This is a genomic window from Nocardia sp. NPDC052112 (genome assembly GCF_040680135.1).
Lineage (GTDB): Bacteria > Actinomycetota > Actinomycetes > Mycobacteriales > Mycobacteriaceae > Nocardia.
The window spans coordinates 284,372-300,056 of record NZ_JBFAWD010000007.1 but is presented as its reverse complement, the minus strand read 5'-3'; the positions used below and the strand labels follow the sequence as shown (position 1 = coordinate 300,056).

14 protein-coding genes are annotated in these 15,685 nt (G+C 65.3%); 2 read left to right on the top strand and 12 right to left on the bottom strand.

The window, feature by feature from the left end; genetic code table 11:
- Window positions 1-2: 2 nt before the first annotated feature.
- The 8 genes from AB0L58_RS16480 to AB0L58_RS16445 all read right to left on the bottom strand — a co-directional run bounded on the left by AB0L58_RS16480 (window position 3) and on the right by AB0L58_RS16445 (window position 7,502).
- Window positions 3-959 (bottom strand): enoyl-CoA hydratase/isomerase family protein, encoded by a 957-nt coding sequence (locus AB0L58_RS16480; RefSeq protein WP_364387274.1) that lies wholly within the window; start codon window positions 957-959, stop codon window positions 3-5.
- Complete coding sequence (locus tag AB0L58_RS16475) at window positions 952-2,106, bottom strand: M24 family metallopeptidase (protein WP_364387272.1); 1,155 nt, start codon at window positions 2,104-2,106, stop codon at window positions 952-954. Before AB0L58_RS16475 ends, AB0L58_RS16480 begins: the two co-directional genes overlap by 8 nt.
- On the bottom strand, window positions 2,096-3,331 hold the full coding sequence (locus AB0L58_RS16470) for a Xaa-Pro peptidase family protein (RefSeq protein WP_364387270.1): 1,236 nt from the start codon (window positions 3,329-3,331) through the stop codon (window positions 2,096-2,098). Before AB0L58_RS16470 ends, AB0L58_RS16475 begins: the two co-directional genes overlap by 11 nt.
- Window positions 3,328-4,500, bottom strand: a complete 1,173-nt coding sequence (locus AB0L58_RS16465) for an amidohydrolase family protein (RefSeq protein ID WP_364387268.1) — start codon at window positions 4,498-4,500, stop codon at window positions 3,328-3,330. The genes AB0L58_RS16470 and AB0L58_RS16465 overlap by 4 nt, the downstream gene beginning before the upstream one ends.
- Window positions 4,501-4,533: 33 nt before the next feature.
- Window positions 4,534-5,772, bottom strand: coding sequence for a cytochrome P450 (locus AB0L58_RS16460; RefSeq protein WP_364387266.1), 1,239 nt, complete (start codon window positions 5,770-5,772; stop codon window positions 4,534-4,536).
- Window positions 5,773-5,780: 8 nt separating this feature from the next.
- Window positions 5,781-5,975, bottom strand: a complete 195-nt coding sequence (locus AB0L58_RS16455; RefSeq protein WP_364387264.1) for a ferredoxin — start codon at window positions 5,973-5,975, stop codon at window positions 5,781-5,783.
- Window positions 5,972-6,781 carry an SDR family oxidoreductase gene (locus tag AB0L58_RS16450; protein WP_364387262.1) on the bottom strand — a complete coding sequence of 270 codons (810 nt, stop codon included), beginning with the start codon at window positions 6,779-6,781 and terminating at the stop codon, window positions 5,972-5,974. The genes AB0L58_RS16455 and AB0L58_RS16450 overlap by 4 nt, the downstream gene beginning before the upstream one ends.
- A 211-nt stretch (window positions 6,782-6,992) precedes the next feature.
- Window positions 6,993-7,502, bottom strand: coding sequence for a hypothetical protein (locus tag AB0L58_RS16445; protein WP_364387260.1), 510 nt, complete (start codon window positions 7,500-7,502; stop codon window positions 6,993-6,995).
- Window positions 7,503-7,811: 309 nt separating this feature from the next.
- Here AB0L58_RS16445 and AB0L58_RS16440 point away from each other — a divergent pair, with 309 nt between their 5' ends.
- Together AB0L58_RS16440 and AB0L58_RS16435 are read left to right on the top strand one after the other, a co-directional pair.
- Window positions 7,812-9,431 carry an MFS transporter gene (locus AB0L58_RS16440; RefSeq protein WP_364387258.1) on the top strand — a complete coding sequence of 540 codons (1,620 nt, stop codon included), beginning with the start codon at window positions 7,812-7,814 and terminating at the stop codon, window positions 9,429-9,431.
- A gap of 391 nt (window positions 9,432-9,822) precedes the next feature.
- A complete protein-coding gene (locus AB0L58_RS16435; RefSeq protein ID WP_364387256.1) occupies window positions 9,823-11,418 on the top strand; it encodes a GMC oxidoreductase in 1,596 nt (531 codons plus the stop codon).
- A gap of 52 nt (window positions 11,419-11,470) precedes the next feature.
- Here the strand turns inward: AB0L58_RS16435 and AB0L58_RS16430 are convergent, their stop codons facing one another.
- The 4 genes from AB0L58_RS16430 to AB0L58_RS16415 form a co-directional block, all read right to left on the bottom strand.
- On the bottom strand, window positions 11,471-11,809 hold the full coding sequence (locus AB0L58_RS16430) for a hypothetical protein (protein ID WP_364387598.1): 339 nt from the start codon (window positions 11,807-11,809) through the stop codon (window positions 11,471-11,473).
- Between the two features lie 134 nt (window positions 11,810-11,943).
- Window positions 11,944-12,666 (bottom strand): ABC transporter ATP-binding protein, encoded by a 723-nt coding sequence (locus AB0L58_RS16425; RefSeq protein WP_364387254.1) that lies wholly within the window; start codon window positions 12,664-12,666, stop codon window positions 11,944-11,946.
- Window positions 12,663-13,469 (bottom strand): ABC transporter ATP-binding protein, encoded by an 807-nt coding sequence (locus AB0L58_RS16420; RefSeq protein ID WP_364387252.1) that lies wholly within the window; start codon window positions 13,467-13,469, stop codon window positions 12,663-12,665. The genes AB0L58_RS16425 and AB0L58_RS16420 overlap by 4 nt, the downstream gene beginning before the upstream one ends.
- Window positions 13,466-15,502, bottom strand: a complete 2,037-nt coding sequence (locus AB0L58_RS16415; RefSeq protein WP_364387250.1) for an ABC transporter permease — start codon at window positions 15,500-15,502, stop codon at window positions 13,466-13,468. Before AB0L58_RS16415 ends, AB0L58_RS16420 begins: the two co-directional genes overlap by 4 nt.
- Window positions 15,503-15,685 lie beyond the last annotated feature (183 nt).

The following is a 15,685-nucleotide window of genomic DNA, read 5'->3' as shown; positions in this document are numbered from 1 at the left end:
AGCTAGTCCTTCCGCTCCCGAGCGCGCTTGCTCAGCCGCCATTCCGGCGGAAATTTGCTGTCGTTGTCCTTGACCGCGTTATTGATTCCGCGATCCATGGCCTGATCGAACATCATGTCGTCGGTGTCGGGCGCCGCGAAGCCGCCGACCGTTTCGAATAGTCCGCTGATCATGCTGCCCAGATATTCGCCCTGGTACTGCTTCATGAACTCGAAGAAGGACTTCTGCATGAACACCGTGTCGGTCGGACGGTTGCTGGCGCAGGCCTGTGCGTACTTGTCCACCTCCGCTTCCAGCCGATCCCGCGGGACGACGCTGTTGAGGAAGTTGCACTGGAACATTTCGGCGGCGGTGAATGCCCGCCCGGTGAATACCATTTCCTGGAATTTGCGCAGACCCATCGTCTGCGCCCACCACCACATGCGCGGCGCCCACCCGACGTAGCGGAAGGCCGGGTGGCCGAACAGCGCGTCATCGGAGGAGATCACCAGATCGGCGTCGGCGGCCTGGTAGAAGTGCCACCCGTAGCAGTAGCCCTTCACCTCCAGGATGCTGATCTTCTTGAAATCCTGGAGGCTGCGAATTCCGGAGTGGGAGTTGGCATACCACGAGCTGAGGGTTGCGCCGTGCCGGAACGAGCCCTGTGGCGGATAGGTGACCTCGTCGGCGCCGATCCGGAATTCGGCGAGCTTCGGTCCCTGATCGGGACTGGTGTGCGCAGCCATGAATTCCGGTAGGTCGGCTCCGGTGCCGAGGTCATCGCCCTCGCCGCGGATCACCAGCACCTTGACGTCGTCGTCGACGCTGGCGCGGTGCAACAGGTCGGCATAGCGCACCCGGGCAGCGATGGTCGGCGCATTGAGGTGGTCGGGCCGGTTGAAGGTGATCGTGGCGATCCGGGTCTCGGGATCCTTCTCGTAGACGATGATTTCCTCGGCGGAAGGCGCGGATTCAGTCATTCGATGCTCCAATCGCGGTGCCCACGTTGCTATTCCACGACGGACCGGAGGTGAGTACCTCGGGTTCATCGGCGGTGATCAGCGCCATCTCCCGTCCGAAAACGGCACCGATGCCCCGCTCCCAGACGTAGCCGGTGACGGCGAGCACCATCCCGGGTTCCAGATGCTCCGCGGCGGCGGTGGCCGGAAGATGCCGCGACACCACGGGCGCGTCGAATCCCAGTCCCAGGGCGTGGGCCACCGGCAGCGGCGGCAGCGGTTCGCCCGCGGCCTCGTAGGCGCTGAGGAATTCGGTGGCGAGCCGACCCGGCCGGCAGGCGGCGAGCAAGCGGGACCACAGCTGATCCCACCGGTCGTAGAGCGCACTCGTACCGTCTTTCGGCGCCCAGGTCGGCCAAGTCCGGCCGACTTGCGCGATGTAACCGTTGCCGATGACTCCTGCGGAGAACGCCACCAGATCACCGGCCTGTGCGCGCCGATCACCGGGCACGCGCCGCCACGGGTGATCGGGCGCGGTCACCCAGGCGGCGTCCTGGGTTGCCGGGGTACTCATGCCCCCGGCGGCCATTGCCTGCAACATGGTTCCGGTGAGGGTCTTCTCGCTGACCCCGGGCCGCAGTTCGGCGACCGCCGCCGCCAGGCCCGCTTCCGCGATGCGGATCGAATCCCGAAGCACCACAATTTCTTCGGGAGTCTTGATCCGCCGGGCGGCACGCATGGCCTGTTCGCCGTCGACCAGTTCCGCCTGGGGAAATGCCATCGGCAGGAACTGGGCGAACAGCGGGGACAGGGCATCGGTACCCACCCGCCTGGCGGTGGCGGCACCGCCGATCTGGCGTAGCACCCCCACGAGGTTGAGCGGATTCCACATGATTCCGTACAGGTTTTCGTGCGGAATGTCCTCGGGAACGCCTTCGTCCCAGGTGCTCAACAGATGAATGTCGCCGGTTTCGCGGACGAGGACGCATCCGGGACCGAACGGCCTGGTCCCCGCCGTCCACAGCTGCGGTGTACCGGTGACATAACGAATATTGGCCTGCCTGCCCAGTACGAGCAGGTCGAGGTCGTGGGCTTCCATCTGGGCCAGCACGCGCTCCCGTCGCCCGAGACGGAGTGCGCGTTCGTCGGCCAGGATTTCAGTTGCCATAGGGGGCGTAGGTGTAGTCGGTCAACGGAATGAAGCCTTCCTCGGTGATCACGATGATCTCCTCGCTGCGGTAGCCCCCGGTGCCGTCCTCCCACACCACCGGTTCCAGCACCACCACCGTGCCCGGTGCGAGGACGAAGTTCTTGTCGAAGTCTTCGCCCAGATCCGTGCCGATCATGGGCATTTCGGCGGGGCCGACGCCGATACCGTGCCCCAGATAGAAGTGGGGCAGCCAGGGCTTTTTGCCGCCGTTGGCGTCGATGGCCGCCCTGGCCAGTTCATTCAGCGAGGCTCCGGCGCGGGTCACCGCGAGCACCGCGTCGAGGATCTCCCGCCATCTGGTGAATTGCGCCTGCTGCCTCGAGGTGGGGTCCTGGCCGACCACCCAGGTCCGGCCGAAGTCGGAGCAGTAGCCGCCGTAGCTGATGCTCACGTCGGTCCACAGGACATCGCCGCGCGCCAGCTCGCGTTCGGTCGTCAGCAAGGGCAGCGCTAGATCGTCGTGTACCGTCCAGACGCCCTCTGCCTTGCTTTCCGGCATGACCTGCCAGATGGGGTCGAGGATATTGGCGGTGGCGCCGAGTTCGAACGCCCGCCGCACGAAGGCCGCCGACAGATCGATCTGCCGGATTCCGGGTGCCAGCGCCGCGTGGACATCGACCATCGCGGTGTCGGTTATCCGGCACGCCGTGCGGATGCAGGCCAGCTCGTCCTGGGTCTTGATCAATTTGGCCGCGCTGAGTACCAGGGCGGCGTCGGTGGGCGGACCGGACGGGAACAATTTCTGCTGCGCGCGCCGCATCGCTCCGGTGGACTGGTCCACGGCCATCCGCGCCCCGTTGGGGACGAGCTCGGCCAGGATCCGCGCGAAATCGGTTACGCCTTCGTCGAATTCGAGATAGACCGGTCCGTGGACATAGTCCGCGGGCAGCTCGGTTTCGGTGGCCGCGCCTTCACGGAAGGGCAGGAACAGGTGCGGCCACTCGTCGTCTACCAGGACCACCGCGACCGGACACTCGATATGCGACAAACCGGCGTCACCGAGCGGCCAGCTCGCTCCGGTCGCATACATGACGGATTGATCTTCGAGCAATACCAGGGCATCCACGCCCTGCTCCGCCATCGCCGCCCGCAACCGAGTTCCGGTTTCGCGCCGCATGCGAGCGCGATCCGGTTCGTCCGGAATACGGATCGACGTCCTTACCGCTGTCGGAGAATTAATCATTCGATACCCAGGAATTTCTTGATATTGCCGCTGACGATTTTGGCTGCGTTTTCCGGGCCGACGGCGTCGACAACGAGCTGCAGCGACTTCTCCGAATAGCCGAAAGTGCTTTCGTTGTGCGGGTAGTCGGTGGACCACATCACGTTGTCGACGCCGATCTGGTCGATTTGCTGCAAGCCGAGCGTATCCACCATGAACGCGGCACTCATATGCTTGTTCCAGTAGTAGCGGACGTCGTGCTGCAGTTTCGGATCGCACATGTGCTGGTAGGACGCGTACAGATGTTCGGCGTCCTGCAATGCCGACGGAACCCAGGCGATCCCGCCCTCGAACCAGCCGATGCGCAGCTTCGGATGCCGGTCGAGAATGCCGGAGAAGATGTACCTGCCGAACATCTCCCGGAACGAGTCGACATTGACCATCATCCCGACCACGATGGTGTTGAACTCGCAGGGCGCCTTCAGCCCGGTCTCCCCGATGTGATGGGAAACGGGTACGCCCGAGGCTTCGATCTCGTCCCACACCGGGTCCATCGCCGTACTCGCGTAGTCGATCTGGTTGCCGTCGGCGTCGGTACCCGGGTTGAGTGGCAGCAGGAAAGTCTTGAGCCCCAACGACTTCAACTCTTCCAGGGTCCGGCGCGTTCCCGCCGGATCCCACCAGTTGATCAGGCCCGCGGCGTAGAACCGGCCCTTGGAACGCTCCTGCAGGCCCGCCATGTACTGGTTGTAGATCCGGAACAGCCGCTCGCGCATTTCCTTGTCGGAATGGAAGAACAGCGCCAGAACGGCGTTCGGAAACGCCAGTTCCTTGTAGACGCCGTCTTCGGCGAGCTGCTGAATACGGGCCTCGAGGTTGCCGCTGGCCGCGCCGACGAGGTCGTCGTACTGCATCAGGACGGCACTGAATTCGGGCGGCAGGAACGAATGTCCGACGGCGCCGACCTGATAGGCACCTTCCTCATACCAGATCCGCGGGGCCTGAGCCTTCAGCTCCTCGGGAAGATACTGGAAGAAAATATCGTCCGAGAGCGAGATGTGATTATCGGCCGAGAACACCTCCGTCCCCGGGGGCAGGCCCACCTCACCTGTGGCGTTGCCGTGCCGGTTCTTCGGCGCGCCGTAGCCCTCGGATGGATATAATGAGACGTTCTTGGTCGGGCTTGACATCACTTGCCTCCATGCAGTTCTTGTCGGAATCGGTCACCACTCGACCGGCAGCTCGTAGACCCCGTAGGCCAGCCGGTCGTGTTTGAAGTCGATCTGGTCGACGGTCGTCGCCAACCGCAGCGTCGGAATGCGCCGGAACAGTGTCTGGAAGACGATCTGCAGCTCCGCACGTGCGAGCTGCTGGCCGACGCACTGATGCCGCCCGTGTCCGAATGCCATGTTCTGGTTGGCATTCGGACGGTCGGCGTCCAGCCGGTCCGGCTCGGGGAAGGTGTTGGGATCCCAGTTCGCCGGGGCCAGGTCGATGATGATGCCTTCGTCGGCGCGGATCACCTCACCACCGATTTCGATGTCCGCCATGGCAACTCGCCGCTGCCCGGTATGGATGATGCTGAGATACCGCAGCAGTTCCTCGATGGCGTTGGCGAGGGCCTTCGGATCGTCGGTGTCGCGGATGAGCGCCAGCTGTTCGGGATGCTCCAACAGGGCGAGCACGCCGAGACCGATCATGTTCGAGGTGGTCTCGTGCCCCGCCACCAGCAGGCCGACGCCCTGCATCGCGGCCTCCCACTTATCGATCTCACCGGCCTTGACCCGTTCCGCCAGGTCCGATATCGCGTCCTCGGCGGGATTCTCGGCCTTGACCTCCGTCAGCTCCGCCAGATAGTTGAGCAAGCCGAGGACATTCTGCTGCGACTCCTCCGCGGTGGTGTATCGCCCCAGTCCGACATCGCTGTGGCGCTGGAAGAATTCGTGGTCGGCGTATGGCACGCCCAGCAGCTCGCTGATGACCAGCGACGGCATCGGCAATGCCAGCGCCGCGACGAGGTCGGCAGGCTGCGGACCGGCCAGCATGGCGTCGATATGCTCGTCGGTGATCTTCTGGATCACCGGCCGCAATGCCTCGACCCGCTTGAGCGCGAACGGTTTCGTCAGCATTCGCCGGTACCGGGCGTGTTCATCCAGGTCCCGGTTGAATACCGACGCCGGGCGCGAGGTCGACATCGCCTGCATGCCCTCGTTCCAGTGTGGAAAACCGGGGCGGCGGTCGTCGACGCTGACCCGCGGATCGTAGAAGAGCGACCGCGCCTCGGTGTATCCGGTGACGACCCACGGCTCACTGCCGTCCCAGATCCGTACTCTGCTCAATGGTTTCGCGGCCGCCATATCGAGCAGCTGGGGTGGCGGCGCGAAGGGGCAGCCCGTCGAGCGCTCCATCGGATACTGGGGCACGGCGGCGTCGGTGGCGGTTCCGATCGATATTTCGGACATGGTCTCCGTCATTCCTCGATGTGGATGGCGCGGGCGGGGCACGCCTCGGCGGCCTGATGGACGGCGTCGGCCTGCGCTGGCGCCGGACGCTCGTTCAGCAGTACGACGACGCCGTCCTCGTCGCGTTGGTCGAATACCGCACCCGCGTACAGCGCGCATTGACCATTTGCGAGGCATTTGTCTTGGTCGACAATCACTTTCATCGAAGGTCCTTGACCTGGCTCTTCATGCCCGCGACGGTGCCACCGTCGACCGGCAGGATCGTGCCCGTCACATACGCCGACCGGTCGCTGCCGAAATACAGCGCGGCCTCGGCGACGTCGCGAGCTTCCCCGTCTCGCCGCAGCGGTTTGTTATTTCGCATGATCTCGCGGGCGGCACCGACAAACCTTTCGGCTTCCTCCGCACTCATGTTCGCGACGGCCGAGGCGAGCAGCGATGTCGGAATGTTTCCTGGTGCGATGCAGTTGATTCGGATATCGAAGGCGGCGAATTCCATCGCGGCCGATTTGGTGAAATGTATTACCGCCGCTTTGGATGCGCGATACGACAGCACGCCGGCACCGGCCTGAATTCCGCCGATCGACGACACATTGATGATCGAGCCGCCGCCGTTGGCAACCATGTGGCGTGCCGCCTCCCGCGTTCCCGCCATCACACCGAGCAGGTTGACACCGAGCACCTGATGGAAATCGGCGAGGTCGTCTTCGAGGAATCCGGCATGCATCGCACCGGAAATGCCCGCGTTGTTGACCATGATGTCGAGACCGCCGAACCGTTCGACAGCGGTGGCGACCAACTGGGTGACCTGCTCGGGATCCGCGACATCGGTCTTGGCGTAGATGACGTCCGCGCCAAGGCGTTCGGCCAACTGTTCCCCGCGATCGGAGTCCCGGTCGGCGAGCACGACCCGTGCGCCTTCGGCCGCGAACCGCTCGACAATGGCCTCGCCGATTCCCGCCGCGCCACCGGTAACGATGGCGACTTTGCCGGCTAATTCATTCACCACAGCGTTTATGCCTTTCATCGACGGCCGTATGAGCATCGGCGACCCGCCACTCGGCGTGCGATACGAAAAATCTTGGACGACAACGGATCCCATGCAGGCCGGCGAGTTTCACCAGGCGCTGCGCTCCGGGCCGATGCTATTGACCGCAGGAATATCGCGGGTCGCTGTCTCACTCAGTAGAAAGCCGAGCTACCGACCCGTGGCGCGGCGATCAGCAGCTGGCCGGAGCGCCGCCCTGCAACTTCAGCAGACCGCAGTAGGTCGCCGCGGCGACCTTCCACTTCCCGTCCACGCTGATGGCCTTACCCGCCTGATTCGGCAGGGCCGGGCTGCCGTTGATCAGGACGGTGTAGGTGACCGAGGCATGCGTGCTGTCGTCGAGCTTCACAGTGGACACCGTCGCCGTGGAACCGGCGGCCATCGGACTGCTCGCCTGTGCCGCGAGCGTCGGGGCGAATGTCGAACCGTTCTCCACGAGACCGGCTTTCGTGTCGGCGGGGGTCTTGCCGTCGAAGAATGCGACGAAGGCGTCGGTGATTTCCTTGACCGCCGGGTCGTTCGAATCAGCCTGTGCGGCAGTGGACTGTGCGGCGGCGCTCGTCGCCGTCGTGGTGGCGCTCGCGGAGTCGTCGTTCGAGCTGGAACAACCGATGACGGTTGCCGAGACCACTGCCATGGCTCCGGCGGTGGCCAGTACCCGGCGAACGAACAGATGAGTCATGGTGCGTCCTTGTGAAGGGGGTGTGTTGGGAGACACATGAAAGCCCTCGATGACCCGTCGCATATCCGTTGTTCCGCTCAGCGGGCAAAGCGTGCTCGTAACTCATCGGTGTGACCGCGCTGAGTGCGCCGACCAGTACCGCCACGCCTCGGTCTCGACCGCATCTCCGAAGGTCGCCGCACGGAATTGCCCGAATTTCCGGTGAGTAGGACGAACGCGCAGACGACGTGGCGAACCTCATATCGTCCGCCGCCAAGAGCCGCCGCTGTGTGACTCCCACTCATCGTTTTTCTCCCCCTGGAGCGCCCTATGTCCGCTACCACCACTCCTCCACCGGATGAAGTCGACCTCGCCGTCGACACCGGTCGGCTCGAGAGCGCCTCGCGACTTCGCATCTACGCGGTACTCGCGCTCATCGTGCTGATGACCGAGGTCGTCCCCGTGCAGTACACGATGATCACCCCCGCACTGCACGATATGAGCGCCACCTTCCCCGACGTCGGCGCCAATATCAACTGGATTGTCATCCTGATCGGCCTGGTCGGCGCCTCCGCGACGCCGCTGCTCGGCAAGATGAGCGACATCTGGGGCAAGAAGCTGCTGTTCGTGGCATGTGGCGTACTGTTCGTCGTCGGCTCGTTGATCGACGCGGTCACCGACAACTGGACCTTGTTCCTGATCGGACGCGGTCTGCAGGCATTCGCCGTCGCCAGCCAGTTCATTGCCTTCGGCCTGATCCGGGATCTGATGCCGCGGCGGTTCGTGGCGACCGCGCTCGGCTTCGTCGGTGCCGGGATCGGTATTGCCGCCGCGATCGCGCCGGTGATCGGCGGTGTGCTGCTCGACCACTTCTCCTGGCGCTCGTTGTTCTGGAGTCTGGGCGGTTTCACCGCCCTGATGACGCTGCTCGTCGTGGTCGTGGTCCCGGAATCGAAGCTGCGGGTACGCGATCGGATCGATCCGTTCGGCGCGGTGCTGCTGTCCGTCGGTACGCTGCTGGTTCTGCTCTACCTGGACAATGGCCAGAGCTGGGGTTGGGGCCGTGCAACCAGCATCGCCTGGCTGGTCGGCGGACTGGTGCTGCTGGCATTGTTCTTCGTGGTGGAAACACGAGTGAGCCGCCCGATGGTCGACCTGCGGCTGCTGTTGAACCCCAAGGTCAGCATGGTGCTGCTGATGTCCTTCTTCGGTGTCGGCATCATCGCGATACAGCCGCTGACGCTGGCTTACATGACCCAGACCCCGAATGCCGACGGGCTGCGCGACCAGGTCGCCCAGGGTGTCGTGGCCAAAGCCCATGAGATGACCGGAGCCACGCTGCCGGTCGATATGGTGAAGGTGGTCCTCGATCCCAGCTACAGCTACGGCAACGGCTTCTCCATGTTGCAGTACGCGCTGCACGTCGGGCTGTGGGCCGGGCTCGTCGCCGTCATCGCCGGCCCCCTCGGTGGCTGGCTGGCGCACCGATACGGCGCACGCATACCGGCGATCGCGGGCTTCGCCGTCAACGCGGTCGCCGGCGTGGGCTACATCCTGGTCGACTACAGCTGGGCCACCTATTCGCTGTTCTACGCGCTGTCCGGGATCGGGTTCGGCTTCTTCTACGCCGCCGTGGCCAATCTCGTCGTCGACGCGGTACCGCAGGAACAGCAGGGCATCAGTACCGGCATGCTCGGTGTCACCATCAACCTCGGCACGGCGGTCTCCCTCGCCGTGGTCACTGCCCTGCTCAACAACAATCCGATCAAGGCGAGCATCGACGTCATGGGCAACCACGCCGTCCAGCCGATACCGCAGGTGTTCGCCGACAGCGGCTACACCCAGACTTTCTGGTTAGCGCTGGGCACCGCTGTGATCGCACTGGTCCTCGCGGTGATCCTGCGGCACGGCCGCGCAGCGGCGCGTGGCGGCGCCGACCACACGGATTAAACCACTCCCGCAACACAATCCCCCGCCGACGGCCGTCACCCATCGTGCCCACGTCTTGTCGGCGGGCCCGACCTCCCGCAGATGTCGTCAACCCACCGCACCCACCGACATCCGCGGGAGGTCCCTCGAAACCCTGCGCGAAATCCACTGCCGCGGGCCGGTATTCCTCGCTCTCAACATCCCGCGGGATTCGCCGCGGTGATCCCCTGGGACCCTGCGCGCGAAATCACCTGCCGCGCGGGCCGGAACTTCTTCCTCTCGGCATCCACGGGATCCGCCGTGGGAGGTCCGACGAGACCCGCGCGCGAAATCACCTGCCGCGCGGGCCGATATTCCTTGCTCTCAACATCCCCGCGGTATCCGATCCCGCGGTCTGGAGGTCGATCAATCTATGTCCGCATTCACGCGCCGGTCGTTTCTCGGTGGCACCGCCGGTGCCGCAATCGCATTGGCGGGTACGGGAATCGCCACCGGTAGCAGCGGTATCGCGACAAACATGAGGGCGGTCCCGCTCGTTCGCGAAGACCATCGGGTCATCGTGATCGGGACCGGATTCGGCGGCGGTGTCACCGCGCTGCGCCTAGCCCAGGCCGGAGTACCGGTGTTGCTGCTGGAGCGCGGATTACGCTGGCCGACAGGTCCGAACGCGGAGACGTTCCCGCATGCCACGTCTCCGGATAAGCGCATTCTCTGGTACGAGTCCGCGCCGGAGTTGTTCGGCAAGCCGGTGGCGTTCGATCCGTATGCCGGGCTGCTCGAGACAGTGTCGGGCGAGAATATGACAGCGCTGTGCGCGGCCGGTGTCGGCGGCGGATCGCTTATTTACCAAGGCATGTCGCTACAGCCATCGCAGGCTGCGTTCGCCACGCAGTTCCCCGATGGCCTGGATTGGGCGACGATGAACCGGGTCCACTATCCACGCGTCGCGCAGATGCTGCAGCTCGCGGTCGCTCCGGACGAACTGATCGCCAGTCCGAACTATCAGGCCGTCCGGGTCTTCGAACAACATGTACGCAAGGCTGGTTTGCCGGTGTCGAAGATTCCGATGCCGATCGACTGGAATTTCGCGCTCGCCGAACTGCGTGGCGAGATGAAACCGTCGTATACCAATGGCGATGGTGCGCTCGGTGTGAACAACGGCGGAAAACACTCCGTCGACGTCACCTATATCGCCGCGGCGGAGGCAACCGGCCTGGTGCGGGTCGAGATACTGCACCATGTCAGGGAGGTCGAACGCGCCAGGGACGGACGGTGGACCGTCTACGTCGACCGCACCGACTCCTCAGGCACGGTGTTGGAGAACAAGATCCTCACCGCGGGCACGCTGGTCATGGCCGCCGGAAGCCTCAACACCACCAAACTGCTGGTGCGAGCCAAAGCGAAGGGAGCTATCCCGGACCTCCCAGACGGACTCGGCGGCGGTTGGGGCACCAATGCCGACCGCATCTACACCTGGACCTGCCTGGACAGCGACCTCGGCTCACCGCAGGGCGGACCGGTCGTCTACGGCAGCCTGAACTGGGACGATCCCACGAAAGCGGCCACGATCATCCAGGCATCGATCCCCCCGGCGGGCATAGATGCGCGCACCACCATGATGGTCGGCTACGGCGTCAGCAATGCGCGCGGACGCTTCGTCTACGACTCGGGCAAGGACGAGGCAGTGCTGCGCTGGCCCAAGGACGGTGACGCGGTGATCCAGAACGGCGCCATCGGTCCACTGGTGCAGAAGATCGCCGGGCCGGCAAGCGTTCTCGTCGATACGAACCTGGCGGCCCCGTCCACCTGGCACGCGCTCGGCGGTGCGAATATGGGCCCGGTCTGTGATCTGGAAGGCCGCGTGCACGGGCAGCGCGGCCTCTATGTCCTCGACGGCGCTTTGATCCCGGGCAACAGCGCGGCCTGCAACCCATCTATGACCATCGCCGCCGTCGCCGAACGCGCACTCGACCACATCGTGGCACAAGACGTCGGTTCGATCATCTGATCACCTGTCGGCGGGGTCGCCGCCCGCCCCAGGGGGCGACCCCGCCGATCTGTCAGTGGGCGCACCCGTTCCGAGCCGACGAGAACGCGTCGATTCCTTCATCGAGCAACTCCGCCAGATCGAGTTCGCCATTGGATGCCGACCAGCGCTCGACGGCGATATTCGGGCAACTCGTCGCGGCGGCGACCTTGATCTCCACCGAGATGGGGACCGATCCCGACACGCCTGCCCGCTCGGCCAGCGCCGCGGTGAGGGCGGGTCGCCAACTGTGCTGTTTCTCCAGTTGCCGCCCGGACAACTCCGGGGTGTCGAAGATGAGTCGCGCCATCGCGAGCGCGGCGACCGGGTCCTGCAGATAGAACTCGATGACCCCGCCCAATGCCCGGCGCAGCGCCGTCCAGTTCTCTGCTTCGGCGGGCCGGGCGCGTAGCGCGTCCGCGCTACAACACGGTTTCCATCATCGAGCCGGAGTGATCCGAAAGGAGCCGAAGCCATATGCGCCTCGGCCCCTTTGCTGTGCACACCTCAAGCCGCGGTGGCGTCACCGAGATAGCCGCGCAGCAGTTCGTCACCCGCTTGGTCGGCGGCACCCGACCAGGCGATCCGCCCGCGCTGCAGGATGAGGCAGTGGTCGGCGAAAGCCAGTGCGCGACTGGCGAACTGCTCGATCATGAGCACCGCGACACCGGCCGCCCTGGCCCGCTGCAAGCTCTCGAAGACCACATCGACCATCTTCGGTGCCAAGCCGAGCGACATCTCGTCGGCGATCACCAACCGCGGTTCGACCATCAGCGCCCTGGCCAGCGACAGCATCTGCTGTTCGCCGCCGGACAAGGTGCCCGCGGCCTGGCGCTGCCGTTGCTGCAGCACGGGAAAGATCTCGAAGGCATGCTCGATGGCGGCGGCCCTGCGCCGCCGGTCGGCCGCGGTGGCCATGCGCAGATTCTCCAGCACGGTCAGGGTCGGGAATACGCCGCGGCCTTCGGGCAGATGCACCAGGCCCGCGCGCCGGATCCGGTCCGGCGTCGCGCCGGTGATATCGCGGCCGTCGAGTTCGACGGTTCCGTCCACCGGTGTGACGAGCCCGGACAGCACCCTGGCCAGGGTGCTTTTTCCGGAACCGTTCGGCCCGAGCACGGCGAGCGCGCTGTTCGGGTGCACATCGAAGGTCACGGCCTGCAATGCCTGCGCGGCGCCGTACCGGACGCTCAGGTCGCGGACGGCGAGCAAGGCAGACGTGGTGGTCATGCCGAGGTCCTTTCCTCGTCGGGGCCCGCGCCCAGGTACGCGGCGCGCACGGCCGGATCCGCGCGGACCTCGGCCGGGGTTCCTTCGCTGATCTTGACGCCGAAGTCGAGCACATGGACGACATCGCTGAGCCCGAGCACCAGATCGACATCGTGCTCGACCAGCAGCAGCGATACGCCGTGGTCGGCCACGACACGGGTGAATGTGCCGGCGAGCTCATCGGTTTCGCGTGCGTCCAGCCCCGACGACGGCTCGTCGAGCAGTAGCACATTCGGATCGACGGCCAGTGCCCTGGCGATCTCGACGAGCCGGCTGGTGCCAAGCGGCAGCCCGGCCACCGGCAGATCGGCGTGCCCGGTCAGTTGCAGTGCGGCGAGGATCTCGTCGACCCGCCGGTCCTCGTCTGCGGGGGCGCGGCGGAAACCGCCCGCCGTCACCAGGTCGGTCCACATCCGGCTGCGGGCGTGCCGGAGCCGGTAGCCGAGCACCACGTGTTCGCGGACGGTGAGCCCGGGGAATAGCTCCGGATGCTGGAAGGTGCGCGCGAGGCCGCGCCGCGCTCGCGACTGCGCACTCGCCTTGGTGACATCGTGCCCGTCCATCAGGACGGCGCCGGAGCTCGGTTTCAGCAGTCCGGACAGCACCGCGAACAAAGTGCTCTTACCCGCGCCGTTGGGGCCGACGAGACCGACGATGGAGGCGGGCGGGACCTGTAGGTCGACGTCGTTGAGGGCGACGAGTCCACCGAAGCGTACGGTCACACCTTTGGCCTCGATCCGCGGTGGGGTCGGTTCGGTGGTCATGCCAGGTCTCCCGGGGTCAGCTGTGGTTCCCCGAGGACGCGCTCGCGGGATTGCTCCGCAGCCGGTGTCGTCTCGGAACCCGTTGTTGCCTTTGATATTTCGGAGCTTTCGACCGGCCGTCGGCGCTGCCACCACCGAATGACATCGTCGAGTTGCCGCGCGTGCATCGCGACGATCCCGTCCGGATTGCGGGCGAGCATGATCGCGCCGAAACCGAACATGATGACCGGGATCTCGGCCCAACTCGTCGGCAGGTAGGTCTGGAACGCGCTGGGCAGCACGGCGAAGGCCACCCCCGCGACCAGCGCGCCCATGATCGACCGTGAGCCCAGGGTGACCAGGACGGCCAGCCAGACCAGACCGGTGAACGCGTTGAACGAATCGGGCAGTGCCGACTGGTAATTCAGCGCGAGGAATCCGCCGCCGATCGCCGCGACGAACGTCGCGAGAGCGGATACCAGCACCTTGATCGGAAGAATGCTCAGGCCCAGCGTGCGCGAGCCGGGTTCGCTCCACCGGACCGCGGTCACCGCGAGTCCCGCGGTCGAACGCCGCAGATTGACCACGAGTAGACCGAGTCCGACGAATACCACCAGGGCGAGCAGAGCGAATCTCGCGTTGTCCGCGGCCCATTCCGGGCGCGGCATATAGATGCCCTGGCCGGAGTTGTAGAACCGATCCCGCATGAAGATCAGGTTCTGGGCGAGCAGGCCGAAGGTCAGCGTGACCAGGGCGACGTACAGGTTGCCGAGGCGGATCGTGAGCAGGCCGAGGATCACTCCGATCGGCACGATGCACAGCGCGCTGACCAGGACCGCCACCAGCGGCGACCACCCGGAATTGGTGGTCAGATCGGCCGCGAAGATAGCACCCGACCCCGCAAAAGTGATCTGACACAGCCAGATCATGCCGCCTTCACCGGTGACCAGTGTGAACGAAAGCAGCGCGATCGCGAGCGCGATACCCGCACCGACCAGACCGGCCCAGAAGTCCTCGAGAACCAGGGGCAGTACCGCGACGATGGCCAACGTCACCACGGCTGTGACGAGTGCGGCCGTCGGTCGGGTCCGCCCGGTGCGTGACCCGCCCGAACGACCGGGCGCTCCGGCATTGGCGGTGCGGATCGCGCGATCGAGCGCGCCGCCCGCCGTGGTATCGCCCGCCTGTCCTCGCACCGCGTAGTACAGCAGGAAGACCAGCATGAACATGAACGGGATGCTCGGCACGATCTGCGCCGAGAACGGGCTCTGCGGGTCGAGGTAACGCTGGATGACATTGGTGACCACACCCATGGCGAGCGCGACCGAGACGGCCATCGGCAGACTGCGCAGTCGCGCCGCGACCACCGCCGCGAAGGCGGCCGACATCAATGAGGTCATGCCCTCGACCGTGAGTCCCGCCGTCGGGGCGACGAGCACACCCGCGAGTCCGGCCAACAGTGCACTGAATGCCCATACGCCGCGCGACACCCGGGTCGGGCTGACGCCGGACATGGCGGTCAGCGCCTCGGAGTCGACCAGGGCCCGAACCCGCAGGCCGATATCGGTATACCGGAGCAGCCCGGTGCCGACGAGCAGAACCACCACCAGGCCCGTATAGGTGATCACCTGGTTCATGTCGACGACCGCCCCGAATACGTGGAATATCCGCAGCGGTCGGGGAGCCAGGCCGGGTGCCGTGGTGTTCACCAGGTGTCCCAGCACCAGGTTGACCAGCGGTGGCAATGCGACCGACAGGCCGATCGTCGCAACGATCTTGACCAGCGGTGAGCGCAGTCGCAGGTAACGGAAAAGCAGGACGTAGAGCGCGATGCCGAGAGCCGGGCCGAACAGCCCGATCGCGACGACGGCCGCGAGCGGCACCGACCACCCGTGTTCGACGTGCAGGAAGTAGTAGAAGCGGGCGACGGCGAAGGCCATGGCGCCGAAGGCGAAGTTGAAAACGCCCGAGGAAACGTAGGTGACGACCAGCGATGCCGCGGCGATTGCGTAAATCGCTCCGAGGGCTAGGCCGGCGAGAACGTAGGAGAGCAACGGTGAGGCCCCTAAAAGTTCGACGCTCTGGAGGTATGGGTAAGAGTGCTCTAATAGAGGGTCACCGTCAAGGATTTTGTCCGGATTCTTCGTGAAAACTAGATACAAAGGGTACTGAATATGCTCCACTGTAGCCCTCAGAGCCGTTCCGGCACCGTAGCTGGATCGGCGATAGCTAGAGGA

What these genes read in the sequence shown, in the direction of transcription:
- AB0L58_RS16465 (WP_364387268.1), bottom strand. Translation starts at nt 4,500, where the DNA reads ATGTCAAGCCCGACCAAGAACGTCTCATTATATCCATCCGAGGGCTAC.
- AB0L58_RS16420 (WP_364387252.1), bottom strand. Translation starts at nt 13,469, where the DNA reads ATGACCACCGAACCGACCCCACCGCGGATCGAGGCCAAAGGTGTGACC.
- AB0L58_RS16445 (WP_364387260.1), bottom strand. Translation starts at nt 7,502, where the DNA reads ATGACTCATCTGTTCGTTCGCCGGGTACTGGCCACCGCCGGAGCCATG.
- AB0L58_RS16470 (WP_364387270.1), bottom strand. Translation starts at nt 3,331, where the DNA reads ATGATTAATTCTCCGACAGCGGTAAGGACGTCGATCCGTATTCCGGAC.
- AB0L58_RS16435 (WP_364387256.1), top strand. Translation starts at nt 9,823, where the DNA reads ATGTCCGCATTCACGCGCCGGTCGTTTCTCGGTGGCACCGCCGGTGCC.
- AB0L58_RS16455 (WP_364387264.1), bottom strand. Translation starts at nt 5,975, where the DNA reads ATGAAAGTGATTGTCGACCAAGACAAATGCCTCGCAAATGGTCAATGC.
- AB0L58_RS16425 (WP_364387254.1), bottom strand. Translation starts at nt 12,666, where the DNA reads ATGACCACCACGTCTGCCTTGCTCGCCGTCCGCGACCTGAGCGTCCGG.
- AB0L58_RS16440 (WP_364387258.1), top strand. Translation starts at nt 7,812, where the DNA reads ATGTCCGCTACCACCACTCCTCCACCGGATGAAGTCGACCTCGCCGTC.
- AB0L58_RS16480 (WP_364387274.1), bottom strand. Translation starts at nt 959, where the DNA reads ATGACTGAATCCGCGCCTTCCGCCGAGGAAATCATCGTCTACGAGAAG.
- AB0L58_RS16460 (WP_364387266.1), bottom strand. Translation starts at nt 5,772, where the DNA reads ATGTCCGAAATATCGATCGGAACCGCCACCGACGCCGCCGTGCCCCAG.
- AB0L58_RS16475 (WP_364387272.1), bottom strand. Translation starts at nt 2,106, where the DNA reads ATGGCAACTGAAATCCTGGCCGACGAACGCGCACTCCGTCTCGGGCGA.